At 53.6% G+C, this 18,674-nt stretch carries 16 protein-coding genes and 1 other RNA gene; 9 read left to right on the forward strand and 8 right to left on the reverse strand.

Annotation, left to right across the window (positions count from 1 at the left end; genetic code table 11):
• The first annotated feature begins 61 nt into the window (after positions 1 to 61).
• Positions 62 to 186, forward strand: a non-coding RNA gene (locus J2X14_RS05125) — RtT sRNA.
• 174 nt (positions 187 to 360) lie between these two features.
• Positions 361 to 1,167, forward strand: a complete 807-nt coding sequence (xthA, locus tag J2X14_RS05130; RefSeq protein WP_352410155.1) for an exodeoxyribonuclease III — start codon at positions 361 to 363, stop codon at positions 1,165 to 1,167.
• Between the two features lie 38 nt (positions 1,168 to 1,205).
• Here the strand turns inward: xthA and J2X14_RS05135 are convergent, their stop codons facing one another.
• The 3 genes from J2X14_RS05135 to J2X14_RS05145 form a co-directional block, all read right to left on the reverse strand.
• Positions 1,206 to 1,514, reverse strand: a complete 309-nt coding sequence (locus J2X14_RS05135; RefSeq protein WP_352410156.1) for a YnjH family protein — start codon at positions 1,512 to 1,514, stop codon at positions 1,206 to 1,208.
• Complete coding sequence (locus J2X14_RS05140; protein ID WP_352410157.1) at positions 1,514 to 3,430, reverse strand: DNA topoisomerase III; 1,917 nt, start codon at positions 3,428 to 3,430, stop codon at positions 1,514 to 1,516. Before J2X14_RS05140 ends, J2X14_RS05135 begins: the two co-directional genes overlap by 1 nt.
• A gap of 188 nt (positions 3,431 to 3,618) precedes the next feature.
• Positions 3,619 to 4,170, reverse strand: coding sequence for an NAD(P)H nitroreductase (locus tag J2X14_RS05145; RefSeq protein WP_352410158.1), 552 nt, complete (start codon positions 4,168 to 4,170; stop codon positions 3,619 to 3,621).
• Between the two features lie 170 nt (positions 4,171 to 4,340).
• On the opposite strand from J2X14_RS05145, the gene sppA reads away from it, so the two are divergent.
• The 3 genes from sppA (at position 4,341) to pncA (ending at position 7,933) form a co-directional block, all read left to right on the forward strand.
• Complete coding sequence (gene sppA / locus J2X14_RS05150) at positions 4,341 to 6,197, forward strand: signal peptide peptidase SppA (protein ID WP_352410159.1); 1,857 nt, start codon at positions 4,341 to 4,343, stop codon at positions 6,195 to 6,197.
• A gap of 93 nt (positions 6,198 to 6,290) precedes the next feature.
• The gene (ansA, locus tag J2X14_RS05155) at positions 6,291 to 7,307 is read left to right on the forward strand and encodes an asparaginase (RefSeq protein WP_352410160.1); all 1,017 of its coding nucleotides are present in this window, start codon (positions 6,291 to 6,293) and stop codon (positions 7,305 to 7,307) included.
• A gap of 14 nt (positions 7,308 to 7,321) precedes the next feature.
• Complete coding sequence (gene pncA / locus J2X14_RS05160) at positions 7,322 to 7,933, forward strand: bifunctional nicotinamidase/pyrazinamidase (RefSeq protein WP_352410161.1); 612 nt, start codon at positions 7,322 to 7,324, stop codon at positions 7,931 to 7,933.
• A 28-nt stretch (positions 7,934 to 7,961) separates the two neighbouring features.
• Here pncA and J2X14_RS05165 read toward each other — a convergent pair whose 3' ends face one another.
• Complete coding sequence (locus tag J2X14_RS05165) at positions 7,962 to 8,243, reverse strand: YeaC family protein (protein WP_352410162.1); 282 nt, start codon at positions 8,241 to 8,243, stop codon at positions 7,962 to 7,964.
• Positions 8,244 to 8,247: 4 nt separating this feature from the next.
• A complete protein-coding gene (gene msrB / locus J2X14_RS05170) occupies positions 8,248 to 8,658 on the reverse strand; it encodes a peptide-methionine (R)-S-oxide reductase MsrB (protein ID WP_352410163.1) in 411 nt (136 codons plus the stop codon).
• Between the two features lie 341 nt (positions 8,659 to 8,999).
• Between msrB and gapA the strand changes: the two genes are divergently transcribed.
• Positions 9,000 to 9,998 carry a glyceraldehyde-3-phosphate dehydrogenase gene (gene gapA, locus J2X14_RS05175; protein WP_352410164.1) on the forward strand — a complete coding sequence of 333 codons (999 nt, stop codon included), beginning with the start codon at positions 9,000 to 9,002 and terminating at the stop codon, positions 9,996 to 9,998.
• 77 nt (positions 9,999 to 10,075) lie between these two features.
• A complete protein-coding gene (locus J2X14_RS05180) occupies positions 10,076 to 10,954 on the forward strand; it encodes a D-hexose-6-phosphate mutarotase (RefSeq protein WP_352410165.1) in 879 nt (292 codons plus the stop codon).
• A 50-nt stretch (positions 10,955 to 11,004) separates the two neighbouring features.
• On the opposite strand, the gene J2X14_RS05185 is transcribed toward J2X14_RS05180, so the two are convergent.
• Positions 11,005 to 11,856 carry an aldo/keto reductase gene (locus J2X14_RS05185; RefSeq protein WP_352410166.1) on the reverse strand — a complete coding sequence of 284 codons (852 nt, stop codon included), beginning with the start codon at positions 11,854 to 11,856 and terminating at the stop codon, positions 11,005 to 11,007.
• A 76-nt stretch (positions 11,857 to 11,932) separates the two neighbouring features.
• The gene (locus J2X14_RS05190; protein WP_352410167.1) at positions 11,933 to 12,682 is read right to left on the reverse strand and encodes a MipA/OmpV family protein; all 750 of its coding nucleotides are present in this window, start codon (positions 12,680 to 12,682) and stop codon (positions 11,933 to 11,935) included.
• 423 nt (positions 12,683 to 13,105) lie between these two features.
• On the opposite strand from J2X14_RS05190, the gene yeaG reads away from it, so the two are divergent.
• Together yeaG and J2X14_RS05200 are read left to right on the forward strand one after the other, a co-directional pair.
• Positions 13,106 to 15,040, forward strand: coding sequence for a protein kinase YeaG (gene yeaG / locus J2X14_RS05195; RefSeq protein WP_352410168.1), 1,935 nt, complete (start codon positions 13,106 to 13,108; stop codon positions 15,038 to 15,040).
• A gap of 94 nt (positions 15,041 to 15,134) precedes the next feature.
• Entirely contained in the window at positions 15,135 to 16,412 is a 1,278-nt protein-coding gene (locus J2X14_RS05200) for a YeaH/YhbH family protein (RefSeq protein WP_352410169.1), read from the forward strand.
• A 56-nt stretch (positions 16,413 to 16,468) separates the two neighbouring features.
• Here the strand turns inward: J2X14_RS05200 and J2X14_RS05205 are convergent, their stop codons facing one another.
• Entirely contained in the window at positions 16,469 to 18,451 is a 1,983-nt protein-coding gene (locus J2X14_RS05205) for a ligand-gated channel protein (protein WP_352410170.1), read from the reverse strand.
• Between the last annotated feature and the right edge of the window lie 223 nt (positions 18,452 to 18,674).

Consider the following 18,674-nt stretch of genomic DNA (forward strand, 5'->3'; position numbering starts at 1 on the left):
CCTTCTCCCACCACCATCTTAAGTACCTGCCCAATATTAAAACCCAGTTTGTAATGCAGCACATTCCCCTGACGGGAGAAGGTGAGAAGCTTCGATAAGGTTCGAGTCGAGCAGCGCGAGACAACGTGCGCAGCACGGCCCGCAGGGCGAGGAGCACAGCGACGAGTTATCCTTCTCCCACCACCATCTTCTAAGTATTCTCCCTGATTAAACCCAGTTTGTAATGCAGCATCTTCCCCTGACAGGAGAAGGTGAGAAGCTTCGACAAGGTTCGTACTGTTAAAACCCATCTGCAAACTGTCATCAGCAAAACATCTCTGTTAACATCCTGCCATCTTTTTACTAAGCAGCAACGGCAACATGAAATTTATCTCTTTTAATATCAACGGGCTACGCGCTCGCCCTCATCAGCTTGAAGCGCTGATTCAGCAGCATAATCCCGACGTCATCGGCCTGCAGGAAACCAAGGTTCATGATGATATGTTTCCGCTGGAAGATGTCAGCAAGCTGGGTTATTACGTTTTTTATCATGGGCAGAAAGGCCATTACGGCGTTGCCCTGTTAACCCGTGAGATGCCGCTGATGGTGCAGCGCGGTTTTCCTGAGGATGATGAAGAGGCGCAGCGCCGTCTGATTATTGCGCAAATCCCCGCGCCTTCCGGGAATATTACCGTGATTAACGGCTATTTCCCGCAGGGAGAAAGCCGTGACCACCCAACAAAATTCCCGGCCAAGGAAAAATTTTACCGCGATCTGCAAACCTATCTGGAAACGCAGCTGACGGCGGACGATCGCGTAGTAGTCATGGGCGATATGAATATCAGTAGCAGCGACCTGGACATCGGTATCGGTGAAGATAGCCGCAAGCGCTGGCTGCGTACCGGTAAATGTTCATTTCTGCCAGAAGAGCGGGAATGGATGGATCGTTTGATGAACTGGGGACTGGTCGATACCTGGCGCGCGGCGAATCCTGACTGCGCCGATCGTTTTTCCTGGTTTGATTATCGCTCGAAAGGGTTTGATGATAATCGCGGCCTGCGTATCGATCTGCTGCTGGCCACGCGGTCGCTGGCGGAGCGCTGTATCGACACGGGAATTGACTATCAGATCCGTGGTATGGAAAAACCGTCCGACCATGCACCGATTTGGGCGGATTTCCAGCTGTAAACCAGGGGCGTTGCGCAACCTGGCGCAACGCCCGTTTTTTATTTCACGATACGCCAGATCAGGTTATTGGTGCCCAGCGATTTCTCATCACGTACGCACTGCAACAGCACCCCTTCCGCTTTCACCACCGCACCCTCGGTATAGCTGCGGTTCTCATAAACGCAACAACGCAAACAGGGCGGATTCTGCGAACGGTTTTGTCCCTGCGTCCAGACTTCCGGCGGCATATCCACCACCACGTCGCTGTTCATATTCCCCTGATTATTACCGCTGTTATAGTCGTGCCGATGCGCCTGCGCCGCCGTGGTTAACAGCAGCGCCAGCAGGATGCCCCAGGTCAGTTTCATTATTCCGTCTCCTTTGCCTTCGCCTTTTTGCTACGTCGTTTCGCTTTTCCGGCCGGTGCCGCTACGCCACGAAAAGCGCGCGCTGAGCTTTGCTGACGCGCCAGCGCAATTAAATCATGCAGCGTGGTAACCAGCGGCTGCATAAAATCTTGATAGCGACAGGCCTTTTCACTGATTTTCGTCAACGTGGATTCCCACTGGGCCGTCATATCAGGACGCGCAGCCATTTCCGGCAAAGAGTGAATCAGTGCCCTGCCCGCTTCGGTCGCATGAATATAACGGCCCTTCTTGGTCAGGAAGGCGCGTCGGAACAGCAGCTCAATAATACCGGCCCGCGTCGCTTCCGTTCCTAAACCATCGGTCGCGCGCAGGATTTTCTTTAGATCTTTATCCTGCACAAAACGAGCGATGCCGGTCATGGCGGATAACAGCGTGGCATCGGTAAACGGGCGCGGCGGCTGCGTCTGTTTCGCGGCAATCTCACCTTTTTCACACAGCAGTTCGTCGTCCTTCGCCACCACCGGCAGCGGCGTACCGTCATTTTCCTCATCGCGCTCTTTACTGCCCAGCAGCGCACGCCAGCCCGCTTCGGCCAGAAAACGCGCTTTGGCGATAAACTTACCGCCAGCAATATCCAGTTCGATAACGCATTTGCGATACACCGCATCGGGACAAAACTGCATCAGATACTGACGCGCGATCAGCCCATAAACACTGGCTTCATTATCGGTAAGGCGTACGGCGCTGCTGCGCGCGGTAGGAATAATGGCGTGGTGGGCATCCACCTTTTTATCATCCCAGCAGCGGTTTTTGCGGTTGGTATCGAAATCCGCCGGGGTTTTCATCTCCGGCTGATGAATGCTAATCGCGTTCAGCACCGCGTGGCGTCCGGCAAAATGCTCATCCGGTAGATAACGGCTGTCGGAACGCGGATAGGTAATCAGCTTATGGGTTTCGTACAGGCGCTGACAGGTATCCAGCACCGTCTGAGCGCTGAGGCCAAAACGTCTCGCCGCCTCAATTTGCAGGCTGGAAAGCGAGAACGGCAACGGCGCGGTGTCGTTTTCCCGTTTGTCCTGATAGCCGGTCACCAGGGCAGGCTGGCCGCCAATACGCGCCAGCACATGTTCCGCCAGCGGACGATGCAGCAGCCTTCCCTCTTCATCCTGCCAGGGTTCACAGGCATCGCTGGGCTGCCAGAGCGCAACAAAGCGCTCATCTTTCGGCGTGACGATATGCGCTTTTACCTCAAAATAATCCTTTGGGATAAAGTTCTCGATATCTTCATCGCGCCGCACCACTAATCCTAACACCGGCGTCTGTACGCGCCCTACCGACAGCACGCCATCGTAGCCTGCATTGCGTCCCAGCAGCGTCCAGGCGCGGGTCATATTAATGCCGTATAGCCAGTCAGCGCGGGCGCGGGCCAGCGCCGATACGCACAGCGGAATAAATTCTTTGTTTTGCCGTAAACGGTTAATCGCCCGTTCCACGGCCTGTGGGTTCAGATCGTTAATCAAACAGCGCTGGACCTTATCCCGTTTGGCGGCGGGCAGCGCCAGATAATCCAGCACCTCATCCACCAGCAGTTGCCCTTCGCGATCGGGGTCACCGGCGTGGATCACCTCATCCGCCTGCTCCAGCAGCTTTTTAATTACATTAAGCTGCTTCGCTACCGAAGGACGCGGCTGCAAACGCCATTTTTCCGGCACAATGGGTAAATCAGCTAATGACCAGCGCGCATAGCGGCTGTCATAGCTGTCGGGCTGGGCCTGTTCCAACAGGTGCCCCACGCACCAGGTAACCATCTGATCGTTTCCACAGGCGATGTAGCCCTCGCCACGACGATGCGGCTTCGGCAGCACATCGGCAATGGCGCGAGCCAGACTTGGCTTTTCAGCAATAAACAGGCGCATGAATGGGGTAAAGCTCTCTTAAGACAAGATAGATAAAGGAACGTCAGGTCGCTGACATTAAACGGTTCGCACAGGCGCGGTTGTCTATGTTAACGCGTTCGCCCTGGCGTGATAAGCCATCCCGGCAACGGCACGGTAAAAAAGCAGGATAAGCAGCTTATCCTGCCAAAACAAAGGCGTGCGGTCTGTCAGAAATAACTGACAAACGGAGCGGTGTCAGGCGGTAACACGGTGGTGGAGGATTTTAACTGCGGCGTACCAAGATAAAGAAAGCCAACAATCGCATCCTGCTCACGGCAGCCGAAGGCGGCTCTGACCGCTTCATTATCGGTCCAGGCGCCGCTGCGCCAGATGCCGTTAAAGCCCTGCGCGGCAGCGGCCATCTGCATTGCCATCACCGCACAGCCTGCGGATAGCAGCTGCTCCCAGCGCGGCACTTTATGATGCTCGACGCAGTGGGCAACCACGGTAATGATCATCGGGGCACGAAACGGTGCCTGTTTCGCCTTTTCAATGGCCTTATCATCCAGCTCGCCATCACGTGCCGCCTGCTCCAGCAGCGCGCTGAAGCGTTCCCGACCCTGCTTTTCAATAATATGAAAACGCCACGGCTGTAGCGTGCCATGATCCGGCGCGCGCATACCGGCGCGAATAATATTGTCCAGCGCTTCAGCCTGCGGCGCGGGCTCGGCTAAGCGCGATGCGGAACGACGATTAACCAGTAAATCCAGTGCATCCATTTATGCCTCCACCTCATAATTAGCATTCATTGCAAACTAGCACAGGCTGAGGTTTTGTTACAGCCATGTGCGATTTCCTGCTGACATTTGCCCCACTGCTCTTTAGGATGTGGATGAAATTCTGGCAGAAAGCTGTTTTCTGCGCTCTGTTTGGTGATTATGGAGAAGACATGCGCACGTTGTGGCGAATCATAACCGGCTTTTTTAAATGGACATGGCGGGTGCTGAACTTTGTTCGTGAATGCATCCTCAATTTATTTCTTATTTTTTTGCTGCTGATTGGCGTAGGGATCTGGCTACAGGTTAAAGAAGCCAACACGCCAGCAGAGGTGCCGCAGGGCGCGCTGAAAGTCGATCTTTCCGGCGTGGTGGTGGATAAACCGTCAGTCAGTAATAAACTCAGCAAAATTGGCCGCCAGCTGCTGGGCGCCAGCAGCGATCGGCTGAAAGAGAATTCGCTGTTTGATGTGGTTGCGGCGATCCGCCAGGCCAAAGAAGACAAGAAAATCACCGGTATGGTGCTGGACCTGCGTAACTTTGCCGGAGCCGACCAGCCTTCCTTACAGTATATCGGCAAGGCGCTGCGCGAGTTCCGCGACAGCGGTAAACCGATCTACGCCAGCGGCGACAGCTATAGCCAGGCGCAATACTACCTTGCCAGCTACGCCAATAAGATTTTCCTTTCGCCGCAGGGCACGGTAGATCTGCACGGTTTCGCCACCAATACGCTGTACTACAAAACTCTGCTCGACAAGCTGAAGGTTACGTCACACGTTTTCCGCGTCGGCACCTACAAATCTGCGGTTGAGCCTTTCCTGCGTGATGATATGTCTCCGGCCGCGCGCGAAGCAGACAGCCGTTGGGTTGGCGAACTGTGGCAGAACTATCTCAATACCGTGGCCGCTAACCGGCAGATTAGCGCACAGCAGCTGTTCCCTGGCGCACAGGGCCTGCTGAGCGGGCTGCAAAAGACCGGCGGCGATACCGCACAGTACGCCAAAGAGAACAAGCTGGTGGATCAGCTGGCAACCCGTGCTGAAACCGAGCAGCTGTTCAGCAAGCAGTTTGGCTGGGATAAGCAGGATCAGGATTACAACGCCATCAGTATTTATGACTATCCGGTGAAGGATACCAACACGCAGAATGGCAACATCGCGGTTATCCTTGCTAACGGCGCCATTATGGATGGCGAAGAAACGCCTGGCGCGGTCGGCGGCGATACCACTGCGGCGCAAATCCGCGAGGCACGTCTTGATCCGGCGATTAAAGCGATTGTGTTCCGGGTAAATAGCCCAGGCGGCAGCGTTACCGCGTCGGAAGTGGTGCGTCAGGAGCTGGCAGCGGCACGCGCGGCCGGTAAACCGGTAGTGGTTTCCATGGGTGGCATGGCGGCTTCCGGTGGCTACTGGATCTCTACACCGGCGAATTACATCATCGCCAGCCCGGCAACCTTGACCGGTTCGATCGGTATCTTCGGCGTGATCAATACGGTTGAGAACTCGCTGGACGCCATCGGCGTGCATACCGACGGCGTTGCGACTTCGCCGCTGGCGGACGTTGCCAGCACCAAAGCGCTGCCAACCGAAGTTCAGCAGATGATGCAGCTGAGTATTGAAAACGGCTATCACAACTTTATCGGTCTGGTGGCGAAGGCGCGGCAGAAAACGCCTGAACAAATCGATCAGATTGCTCAGGGCCATGTCTGGACCGGCGAAGATGCGAAAGCGAATGGCCTGGTCGATGCGCTGGGCGATTTCGATGATGCCATTACCAAAGCAGCAGAGCTGGCGAAGGTGAAGGATATTCAGCTGAACTGGTTTGCTGACGAGCCCGCCTTTATTGATATGGTACTGGGCCAGATGGACGCTTCCGTTCAGGGAATGGTGCCTGCGGCGCTGAAAGCCTGGCTGCCTGCGCCGCTGGCTGATGTCGCCAGCGCGATGAAACAGCAGCCGGGCCTGATGGGTACGCTGAACGATCCGCAAAACCGTTACGCGCTTTGCCTGACCTGCGGCGACGTGCGTTAATTTTCAGCCCGATCGGCGTTGCTGCTGGTCGGGCTGCTCTTCCCCAGACTTTTCCGTATACTGCGGGTTTACCGCCAAGCTGAGTCGCTTTTCATGCAAAAAAAATCTATTTACGTTGCCTATACCGGCGGGACGATCGGTATGCAGCGTTCAGAGCAAGGTTACATCCCGGTTTCCGGTCATCTGCAACAGCAGCTGGCGGCAATGCCGGAGTTCCATCGACCGGAAATGCCCAATTTCACCATTCATGAATATCAGCCGCTGATCGACTCTTCTGATATGACGCCGCAGGACTGGCAGGCCATTGCTGATGATATTCGGCAAAATTATGCGTTATACGATGGCTTCGTTATTCTGCACGGCACCGATACCATGGCGTTTACCGCCTCCGCGCTCTCTTTTATGCTGGAAAATCTGACCAAGCCGGTGATTGTGACCGGGTCACAGATTCCCCTTGAGGCGCTGCGTTCCGATGGGCAACAAAATCTGCTGAATGCGCTGTTCGTGGCGGCAAACTATCCGGTAAAAGAGGTCACCTTATTCTTTAACAATACCCTTTACCGCGGCAACCGTACCACCAAAGCCCATGCGGATGGTTTTAATGCTTTCGACTCACCGAATCTGCCGCCGCTGCTGGAAGCCGGTATCCACATCCGTCGCCTGAATACTCCCGCAGCACCACAGGGCGAAGGCGAACTGCTGGTTCACCCTATTACGCCTCAGCCTATCGGCGTGGTGACGCTTTATCCGGGGATTTCGGCGGAGGTGGTGCGTAACTTCCTGCGTCAGCCGGTAAAAGCGCTGATTTTACGCTCTTACGGCGTGGGCAACGCGCCGCAAAACGCGGAGTTCCTTGCTGAGCTGCGTGCTGCTTCTGAACGCGGTATTGTGGTGGTTAACCTGACCCAATGTATGTCAGGCAAGGTCAATATGGGCGGCTACGCGACCGGTAACGCGCTTGCGCACGCGGGCGTGATTGGCGGCTTTGATATGACGGTGGAAGCCACGTTAACCAAACTGCACTATCTGCTCAGCCAGCCGTTGAGCTGCGATGAAGTGCGTCAGCTGATGCAGGTTAACCTGCGCGGCGAACTGACATCCGATAACTGATAGCGGAATCCATTATGACCCAGGCTCTGATCCTTATCGATTTGCAAAATGACTTTTGTCCGGGCGGCGCGCTGGCGGTGGTCGACGGCGACGCGACTATCGCCGTGGCTAATCAACTGGCCGAGGCGTTTCATCAGCGCGGCGAGCCGGTGATTGCGACTCAGGACTGGCATCCGGCTAACCATGGCAGTTTTGCCTCGGTTTCTGGCGAGGCGGTAAACACCCTGGGCGAGCTAAACGGCCTGCCGCAGATATGGTGGCCCGATCATGCTATTCAGCACAGCCAGGGCGCTGATTTTCATCCGGCGCTCAAGCGTACGCTGATCGATAAGATCTTTCATAAGGGCGAGCAGCCCGATATTGATAGCTATAGCGCCTTTTTCGATAACGGCCAACGGCGTCAAACCGGACTGGACGCCTGGCTACGTCAACAAGGCGTAACCCGCCTGGTGATGATGGGTCTGGCGACAGACTATTGCGTGAAATATAGCGTGCTGGATGCGCTGCGGCTGGGTTATGAGGTTGAAGTAGTCGCAGAAGGCTGCCGCGGCGTTAATTTACAGCCGCAGGACAGCGCGCAGGCGTTCGCGGACATGGCAGCGAGCGGCGCGCTGATCCGCCGGTAAGCTTATCCCGCCTTCAGTGGCGGGATGATTACTGCAGTTTAATACGCGTGACGCTGTCACCGATACCAAACTCTTCCTTTAGCTCACGCTTGGAGCGGGTAACCAATTCCCCGCCCGCGCCGATACTCATATGCTGCGGCTGATGATTATTTTGCGCCTGCCACAGCATTACCAGTTGCATGCAATGCTCTTTTTGCTCTTCCGTAAGCGCCACGCCATCTGGCCATTTTCCGATTTCTACTGCCGTAGCCAGCCGCTGATAAATATCAGGCGTCATCGCTTCCACTATCGCATTGAGTTCAGATTTCATCGCATTAACCTTTCATCTGATTGCCATCATTATCGCTGAAACTTAACGACGCTGAATTTACGCAGTAGCGTTCGCCGCTCGGTTGCGGACCATCAGGAAAGACGTGCCCCAGGTGCGAATCGCAGCTGCCGCAGCGAATCTCAATGCGCTGCATACCGTGCGAGTTATCTTCCAGATAATGAATCGCATCTTCGCTGTAGGGCTGATAAAAGCTGGGCCAGCCGCAGCCGGAATCATATTTGGTTTCCGATAAAAACAACGGCGCATTGCAAACCAGACAGTGATAAATGCCTTCCGCTTTGTTGTGTAACAGCGCGCCGCTAAAGGGCGGCTCGGTGCCCCGCTGCTGAGTAACATAAAGCTGCATTTCACTGAGCTGGGTATCAGGCGTATGATCGTTCAATTGTTTAGCCATTTTCATCGTCTCAGGCAGTGTCATTCTGGAAAAATCGGCTAGTATTCTAACAAACAGTTAACAAGAACAGCTTAATATTTTGTGCCTGGCGAGTTTTGAGAGGAGTCTAACTGTCAAATTGTGATGTAGATCACTTTCCGCTTAAAGCAGGCCTTTATATTCAGTCGTCGAGGCGTAAAACGCTGGCTGGCAAGCGTCGCGAGAGCGGATTTTTAGCGGTAAATTCACCTTCACGGGTTTGATTTGTCGCAATAATTGACACGATTCCGCTTGACGCCTGGTAAGGATTTTGTAATTTTACAGGCAACCTTTTATTCACTAACAAATAGCTGGTGGAATATATGACTATCAAAGTAGGTATTAACGGTTTTGGTCGTATCGGTCGCATCGTTTTCCGTGCTGCGCAGCAACGTTCTGACGTTGAAATCGTTGCAATCAACGATCTGCTGGACGCGGAATACATGGCGTACATGCTGAAATATGACTCAACGCACGGCCGCTTCGACGGCACCGTTGAAGTACAGGACGGCGCGCTGATCGTAAACGGCAAAAAAATCCGTGTTACCTCTGAAAAAGACCCGGCTAACCTGAAGTGGGACGAAGTCGGCGTTGACGTAGTAGCAGAAGCAACCGGTATCTTCCTGACCGACGAAACTGCACGTAAACACATCGCTGCTGGCGCGAAAAAAGTGGTTATGACCGGCCCGTCTAAAGATGACACCCCGATGTTTGTTCGCGGCGCCAACTTTGACAAATATGATGGCCAGGACATCGTTTCCAACGCATCCTGCACCACCAACTGCCTGGCACCGCTGGCTAAAGTCATCAACGACAAATTCGGTATCGTTGAAGGCCTGATGACCACCGTTCACGCCACCACTGCTACCCAGAAAACCGTTGATGGCCCGTCTCACAAAGACTGGCGCGGCGGCCGTGGCGCAGCACAGAACATCATCCCGTCTTCTACCGGTGCTGCTAAAGCAGTAGGTAAAGTTCTGCCGGAACTGAACGGCAAACTGACCGGTATGGCGTTCCGCGTTCCTACCCCGAACGTATCTGTGGTTGACCTGACCGTGCGTCTGGCTAAGCCTGCTTCTTACAAAGAAATTTGTGAAGCAATCAAAGCTGCGTCTGAAGGCGACATGAAAGGCGTTCTGGGTTACACCGAAGATGCCGTGGTTTCTACCGATTTCAACGGCGAAACCCTGACTTCCGTGTTTGATGCCGCTGCAGGTATCGCTCTGAACGACAACTTCGTGAAACTGGTTTCCTGGTATGACAACGAAACCGGCTACTCTCACAAAGTTCTGGACCTGGTCGCGCTGGTTGCTTCTAAATAAGTAACGGTGTCAGACTAAACATAGAGGGCGACTACGGTCGCCCTTTTTTATCGCCTGAATTCCAGCAAGGTAACATCATGACCGAAAATATTTTTTCGCTTCCTGTGGTAAACCAAATCTCCCCTTACCTGAGCCAGCGCCAGGCGGGTGAATTGCCGGTTATTGTGGTTAATCATCCCAAAGTACGCGCGGCGATCACTCTCCAGGGCGCACAGCTGATCGCCTGGCAGCCAAACGGTGAAAAACCGGTTATCTGGCTGAGTGAAAAAACGCCGTTTACCGCAGGTAAAGCCATTCGCGGCGGCGTGCCGATCTGCTGGCCCTGGTTTGGCCCGGCAGGCCAACCGGCGCACGGCTTTGCCCGTAATCAGCCCTGGACGCTCTCGGCGCACGATGAAAATAACGACAACGTGCTGCTGACGCTGGTACTGGAAAGCAATGAGCAGACCAAAGCGCTGTGGCCGCATGATTTCACGCTGATTGCGCGTTTCCGCCTGGGCGAGCATTGCGAAATCGAGCTGGAAGCACATGGTGAATATCAGGCGACATGCGCCCTGCACAGCTATTTTAACGTGGCAGACATTCAGGAAGTGGAAGTCAGCGGCCTGGGCTCAGCTTTTATTGATAAAGTGAAAGGCGGCGAACAGGGAACCTCGGCAGACGGTAAACAGCGCTACGTCGGACAGGTCGATCGTATTTATACCCAGCCGGAAGATTGTAGCCTGATTCATGATAAAGCCGGAGAGCGCGTGATTGAGGTTTACCACCATCATCACAGCGATGTGGTGACCTGGAATCCGGGCGTGGAATTATCCTGCAGCATGGCCGATATGACGAATCATGGCTTTCAGACCATGGTGTGCGTAGAAACCGCACGTATCAATACGCCTATGAAAAGCGCGCCTGAACAGCCAGCGCGTCTCGGCACCACCTTTCGCCTGCGTAAAAAGCGCTAGCCAGAAGCGCAATCAGCGACTGAGGCCGGGTTTTGCCCGGCCTGCTTTTATCACACGACATCCAGCGGCTGTTTACTTTGCGGCGGTGGAAACAGCCGATCCATACGCGCCAGATGCGCATCATCCAGGGTGACGGTTAACGCGGCAGCATTTTCACGTACGTGGTGAACGCTGCTGGCCTTGGGAATCGCCATCACGTTAGCGTGACGAATAACCCAGGCCAACAGCAGTTGCGCAACGCTGATGCCACGTTCGTTGGCAATCTCACCGAGTTCAGGATGGGTCAGTAAATCATGACGCAAGCGCCCCGCCTGAGCCAGTGGGCAATAGGCCATAATCGGCAGCTGGCGCTGACTACAGGCTGGCAGCAGATCGTATTCAATGCCGCGCGAGGCAAGATGATACAGCACCTGATTCGCGCTACAGGCTTCGCCGCCTGGCTCTTGCCAAAGCTCCTGCATATCGTCGCAGTCGAAATTAGAAACGCCCCAGCGGCGAATTTTCCCTTGCTGCTGCAGCTTTTCCATGGCTCGAATGGTCTCTTCCAACGGAATGTTGCCGCGCCAGTGCAGCAGGTAGAGATCGAGATAGTCCGTTTTCAGGCGCTGCAGGCTGCGTTCACAGGCCTCTACCGCATCAACGACACCGGCATGCCAGGGATAGAACTTAGAAATCAGCCAGGCGCGATCGCGCCTCCCCTGCAACGCCTCGCCAACCACGCGCTCCGCGCCGCCCTCAGCGTACATTTCCGCGGTATCGATGACCGTTAAACCGCATTCCAGCCCCGCCTGTAACGCGGCCACCTCCTGCTGACGTTGATCGGCACTTTCACCCATATACCAGGTGCCCTGCCCAATGGCAGGCAGCGTCAAATCGGCTGCAAACATGATACTTTTGCCCATTTTCCCTCCTTTGCACAACGGGCGCGCACCGAAAAGGTGCAACGGAGCGGTAGCCGCCCCGTTTTAGCCAGTTAGATTAAAAGCTGTAGCTGATGCCAGCCCAGGTGGTCAGCTGAGAATTTTTATCCACCATCGGGCTATCTTTGATCTCATCAGCCAGACGCGTGTAACGCGCATAGACGCTGGTGTTCCAGCGTTCGGTCAGACGATAGTTAGCGCTGAGTTCAGCGTAAGGGCTCCAGCTATCGTCTGGCTGATAGCGGCGAATACCGGTGCGCGCCGCCTCATGACCAGAAACGCCATAGTAATAACGGTTCTGATTAGCGCTGGTCCAGGTTGCGCCAATGCCCGGCGCCAGGCTGAAGTCGCCAAACTCAAAGCGATAGAGATAGGTCAGATCCCAGACGATGCCATCACTTTTACCCAGCACATCGCCCAACAGATTGGTACGCACGATACCCCAGTCAGCGATATGACGGTATTCCAGGCCCCCCATCATCGTCATCCGACGCTCATCCAGCCCTTTCATCGCGCCCAGATCGTTATCATCGGGATCGTAGCGCTGCGCCGAACCGGCCAGCGTCAGAGAAAGCTGATTTTGTGGGTCTTTCCACAGGTAATAACCGCCCTGCAGCGTACGCAGCCAAAAGCTGTCGCCTTCATAGTTGATCACCGGAAGCGGCAGCCAGCGATCCTGTCCACCTTTATAGGGGCTTTGCGCATACGCAACTGAGGCGCCCAGCGTAAGCGGAGCACTCTCTTCCGCCTGAGCGACACCACAAAGAGGTAAAAGCAAAGCAAGCGCGCTAATTTTGAATCGGTTCACAATATGTTTCTTCCATAGATATAACAATTAGAGAGATAGTTTAACGCCATTGTGTGGCAGGTTTAAATCTTAATACATTTTGTCATTTTCAAACGAAAGAAGGGTTCACTTTGCTACGGCCTTTCTCGCTTATTTACAAAAAGGTCACAGGCCGCGTCCCACAAGGGCAATGCTTATTACTGGCTCAACTTTCCTATTGAAATTAAATGGCATTAAAGAAAATTCCTGAAATGCCATCTACAGTTAAAAGTAACCTATGTAATTCGTTCGAGCAGAGTAACCATCAGATCTGTGTACCCCGATAAAAATACGTCAGGTTGGCATAAGGGTTGCTGTACTCCTAAGAGAATATCTTCCGGAAGCTGATACACCTTTTATAACGCTTCCATTACCTGTGCTAAAAATGAAAGGACGGGCATCGCTATGAATATATTCGATCACTATCGTCAGCGTTATGAAGCTGCCAAGGACGAAGAGTTCACACTGCAGGAATTCCTGACCACCTGTAAGCAGGATCGCAGTGCATACGCCAACGCGGCAGAAAGACTATTAATGGCTATTGGTGAGCCAGTAATGGTCGATACTGCCCAGGAGCCTCGCCTTTCCCGACTGTTCTCAAATCGTGTTATTGCACGCTATCCGGCCTTTGAAGAGTTCTATGGTATGGAGGAAGCGATTGAACAGATCGTTTCTTACCTGAAACATGCGGCTCAGGGTCTGGAAGAGAAGAAACAGATCCTGTACCTGTTGGGCCCGGTAGGGGGTGGTAAATCCTCACTCGCCGAACGTTTGAAATCACTGATGCAGCGCGTGCCTATCTATGTGCTGAGCGCCGACGGCGAACGCAGCCCGGTTAACGACCATCCGCTGTGTCTGTTTAATCCGCAGGAAGACGCCAACATTCTTGAAAAAGAGTATGGTGTGCCACGTCGTTACCTCGGCACCATTATGTCGCCGTGGGCGGCGAAACGGCTGCATGATTTCGGTGGCGATATCACCCGTTTTAAAGTGGTGAAGGTTTGGCCGTCGATTCTGGAGCAGTTGGCGATCGCGAAAACCGAGCCGGGCGATGAGAATAACCAGGACATCTCCGCTCTGGTCGGTAAGGTGGATATTCGTAAGCTGGAGAACCACGCGCAAAACGATCCCGACGCCTATGGCTATTCCGGCGCATTGTGCCGCGCTAACCAGGGCATCATGGAGTTCGTTGAGATGTTCAAAGCACCGATTAAGGTGCTGCATCCGCTGTTGACCGCCACGCAGGAAGGCAACTACAACGGCACGGAAGGTATCTCCGCCCTGCCGTTTAACGGCATTATTCTCGCGCACTCCAACGAATCAGAATGGGTGACGTTCCGTAACAACAAAAACAATGAGGCGTTCCTTGACCGTGTTTATATCGTTAAGGTGCCCTATTGCCTGCGTGTCTCAGAAGAGATCAAGATTTACGAGAAACTGCTTAACCACAGTGAGCTGACGCACTCGCCTTGCGCGCCAGGTACGCTGGAGACGCTGGCCCGTTTCTCGATTCTTTCGCGCCTGAAAGAGCCGGAAAACTCCAGCATCTATTCCAAAATGCGTGTCTATGATGGCGAAAGCCTGAAAGATACCGATCCGAAAGCCAAATCGTACCAGGAATATCGCGATTATGCTGGCGTGGATGAAGGCATGAACGGTCTTTCAACGCGTTTCGCCTTTAAAATCCTGTCGCGGGTATTTAACTTCGACCATACCGAAGTGGCCGCCAACCCGGTTCATCTGTTCTACGTGCTGGAACAGCAGATTGAGCGTGAACAGTTCCCGCAGGAACTGGCGGAAAAATATCTGGAATTCCTGAAAGGTTACCTGATCCCTAAATACGCGGAATTTATCGGTAAAGAGATTCAAACTGCTTATCTGGAATCTTATTCGGAATATGGTCAGAATATTTTCGATCGCTATGTCACCTACGCCGATTTCTGGATTCAGGATCAGGAGTATCGCGATCCCGACACCGGTCAGCTGTTTGACCGCGAAGCGCTGAATGCTGAACTGGAGAAAATTGAAAAGCCAGCCGGTATCAGCAATCCCAAAGATTTCCGCAACGAAATCGTTAACTTCGTACTGCGTGCACGCGCGCAGAACAGTGGACGCAACCCCAACTGGACCAGCTATGAGAAGCTTCGCACGGTTATTGAGAAGAAAATGTTCTCTAATACCGAAGAGCTGTTGCCGGTTATCTCCTTTAACGCGAAAACGTCAACTGACGAGCAGAAGAAACACGATGATTTTGTCGATCGCATGATGGAAAAAGGCTATACCCGCAAGCAGGTGCGTTTGCTGTGCGAATGGTATCTGCGCGTGCGTAAATCATCCTGATGTAAGGCGTACCAGCCTGGAAACGTAACGGAAGCGACAATAAAGAGGTCGGGCATTATGTCCGACCTTGCTTGCAACGTGGTTTGGGGGAGCTATGGCCTATTTTATCGATCGGCGACTGAACGGAAAAAATAAAAGCGCGGTTAACCGCCAGCGTTTTTTACGCCGCTACAAGTCGCAAATTAAACAGTCGATCTCCGAGGCCATCAATAAACGTTCGGTTACCGACGTTGAGAGTGGTGAATCTGTTTCTATTCCGGTAGATGACATTCATGAACCAATTTTTCATCAGGGACATGGCGGCACGCGCCATCGCGTTCACCCTGGTAACGATCATTTTGTCCAGAACGACCGCGTAGAACGGCCCCAGGGCGGAGGCGGCGGCGGTGGAAGCGGCCAGGGCAATGCCAGCCAGGATGGTGAGGGCCAGGATGAGTTTGTTTTCCAGATATCGAAAGATGAATATCTCGATCTACTGTTTGAAGATCTGGCGTTGCCTAACCTGCGCAAAACACAGCAGCGACAGATGAATGAATATAAAACCCATCGCGCCGGTTTTACCTCGAACGGCGTACCCGCCAATATCAGCGTGGTGCGCTCGTTACAAAATTCACTGGCGCGCCGTACGGCAATGACTGCCGGTAAACGCCGCATGCTGCGTGAGCTGGAAGAAACGCTGCAAACGGTGGAAAACACGGAGCCAGCTCAGCTACTGGAAGAGGAGCAGCTGCGCAAAGAGATCGCCGAACTGCGGGCGCGTATCGAGCGGGTTCCCTTTATTGACACGTTTGACCTGCGTTACAAGAACTTTGAAAAGCGGCCAGAGCCTTCCAGTCAGGCCGTGATGTTTTGTTTGATGGACGTGTCAGGTTCAATGGATCAGGCAACCAAAGATATGGCAAAACGCTTCTATATCTTGCTTTATCTGTTCCTGAGCCGCACCTATAAAAACGTGGAGGTGGTTTATATCCGCCACCATACGCAAGCAAAGGAAGTTGATGAACAGGAGTTTTTCTACTCGCAGGAGACCGGCGGCACCATTGTTTCCAGCGCCTTAAAGCTGATGGATGAGGTGGTAAAAGATCGCTACGATCCTGCCCAGTGGAACATTTACGCCGCCCAGGCATCGGATGGCGATAACTGGGCTGATGACTCGCCGCTGTGCCATGAAATACTGGCGAAAAACATCCTGCCGGTGGTGCGTTACTATAGCTATATCGAAATCACCCGCCGTGCTCATCAAACGCTATGGCGTGAATATGAGCATCTCCAGGCGTCGTTCGACAACTTCGCCATTCAGCATATTCGTGAACCGGAAGATATCTATCCTGTGTTCCGCGAGCTGTTCCATAAGCAGGTAGCGGAAAGCTGACCAATTACATCAGGACGGGCCGCCTGCTCGCCCTGATGCTCTCTTTACCGCCTCGATCAGAAGGTATAGCTCATGCCTGCGGTATAGCGGCGGCCGTCCAGCACGGTGGCGTAATCATCATAATCGATGGTTTTATCGAGAAGGTTATAGATACCAGCGGTTACCATTATCTGCTTAGTCGCCTGATAGCGGATGCCGGTATCAACCTGCGCGTAAGACGGCGTTCCCTGCGCCATTGAGGTGCGGCTCAGATACTCTGAGGTTTTGCCACGCAGATTCAGTCGGCTCCAGAAACCCAGCGTCGGCATTGCCTGCCAGTCAAGCGTGGCATTAAACATGTGCTTCGGCATTTTGTTTAACGGCTGGCCGGAGAATTTCCCGCTTTTCTGTTCTGACTGCGTCCAGGTATGGTTCGCTGTCAGGTTAAGATCCTGCGTGATACGCCAGCCAAAGGTTGATTCAACGCCGCTTATTCTTGCTTTATCGACGTTTACCCGATCGCTGACAAAATCATAAGAGGTATTGCCAATGGTGCAGGCAGGATCCGCCTTGCTGTTACAGCGCCGCAATTCGGTGATTTTGTTTTTGAAATCGGTATTGAACAGCGTGACGCCCGCGTTCAGGTTGTGCTGGTTATCCCACAGCAGCGTAATCTCTTCACTCAGGCTTTTTTCCGGCTTCAGGTCGGGATTGCCAACAATCATGCCGTCACTGCGACCGCCGCCGGTTACCTGCCCCCAGCTGGCAGAAGACTGACGCACATCAGGCGCACGGTAGCCCGCTGAGACGCCGCCTTTCAGGATCCACTGCTCGCTGATATGCCAGACGCCATAGCCGCGCGGCGTCCAGTTGGTGCCGTAATTTTCATCTTCATTCATGCGCACCCCGCCCGTCAGGGTGAAATTGTCCGCCATCAGCCACTCATCTTCAGCAAACAGCGCCCAGCTCCAGCGCGTCAGCTTCTCCAGCCCTGCGGCCGCCTCAAGCTGGTTGCCGCTGTCACGCAGCTTTTCATAGCGGTATTCGCCGCCGAGAGAAAGCGTATGATCGCCCAAAAACAGTTGATTCAGATTATTCAGAATGGTGTTGTTGAACGCCATTTTACGGCCCGGATTGCGGCTCTCTTCATGCTGAACGTAGCTGGTGGTGTTAAACGCGTCATAGTAGCCGCTATGCGTTATGCCATAAGTGGTATGGGTATAACGGCTGTCGCTGCGGGTGTTGGGTTTACAGATTTTATTACGGCAGCTTTCCAGCGCATCGGTTTTGCCCGGCGTACTGTTGCGATCCTGTAATTCACGGGCGATATCAATATCAATATTGTTATCGTCATTTGGCGTCAGGTTAAAGGTAACGGCGCCGTTACGCATTTTCTGCTCGCTGTAGCCATTCAGGATCTTGTCTTCTGCGCGGCGTGACAGCAGCCCGGTGACTTTCATGCCCAGCAACCCGTCAATCAACGGCCCGGAAGCGTAAGCATTGGTTTGGAACAGATCGCCTGAGTCGCGGTTTTCCTGCAGAGTCGCATCGCCATGTATCGCACCCCGCCAGGCCTGTTGCGTAGCGATTTTTTTAGTTATCACATTAATCACGCCGCCCATCGCATCGGAACCATATAGCGACGACATAGGTCCACGAATAACTTCAATACGTTCAATGGATTCCAGCGGCGGCAGCCAGCCCTGCTCAATCCCGGCGTTGTCGCTGTTAGGCCGGGTATCGCGCGTGCTAATACGCTTACCGTCCACCAGAAACAGCGTGTATTTAGAGGACATACCGCGAATGCTGATATCGCTGCTGCTGGCCCCGCCGGTCACCACCACGCCCGGCACATCTTTCAGCGCATCGGTCACATCGCGGTAAGCTTTATCCTCAAGCTGCTTTTTGGTGATAACGGAAATCGAGGCGGGGGCATCCTGAATTTTCTGCTCAAAGCCGGTGGCGGTGACCACCATTTCTCCCTGGCCTGCAGCGTAAAGCGATGGAGTGACGACCGCAGCCAGCAGCGCGGTAACGATTTTTATACGAGGCATATTCATAATCCCTTATGGCAATCGACAAAAGCCAGCTTTCCTGTATTAATAGCTGGCCCTGATATAACAAAAGCGCGGGATGATTGTACAAAAAACAGCGCCGACGTAAACAAAAATGATATCCATTCTCATTTATCGTATCTTTTATGTGTGCGCGATCAATTTTTTTGGAAAATGCGTGGAAAATTCAGCAACAGGGATGTGGGTCTGCGCATCTGAACAGCAGGCA

It is taken from the genome of Mixta sp. BE291 (assembly GCF_031457955.1).
Taxonomy (GTDB): Bacteria; Pseudomonadota; Gammaproteobacteria; order Enterobacterales; family Enterobacteriaceae; genus Mixta.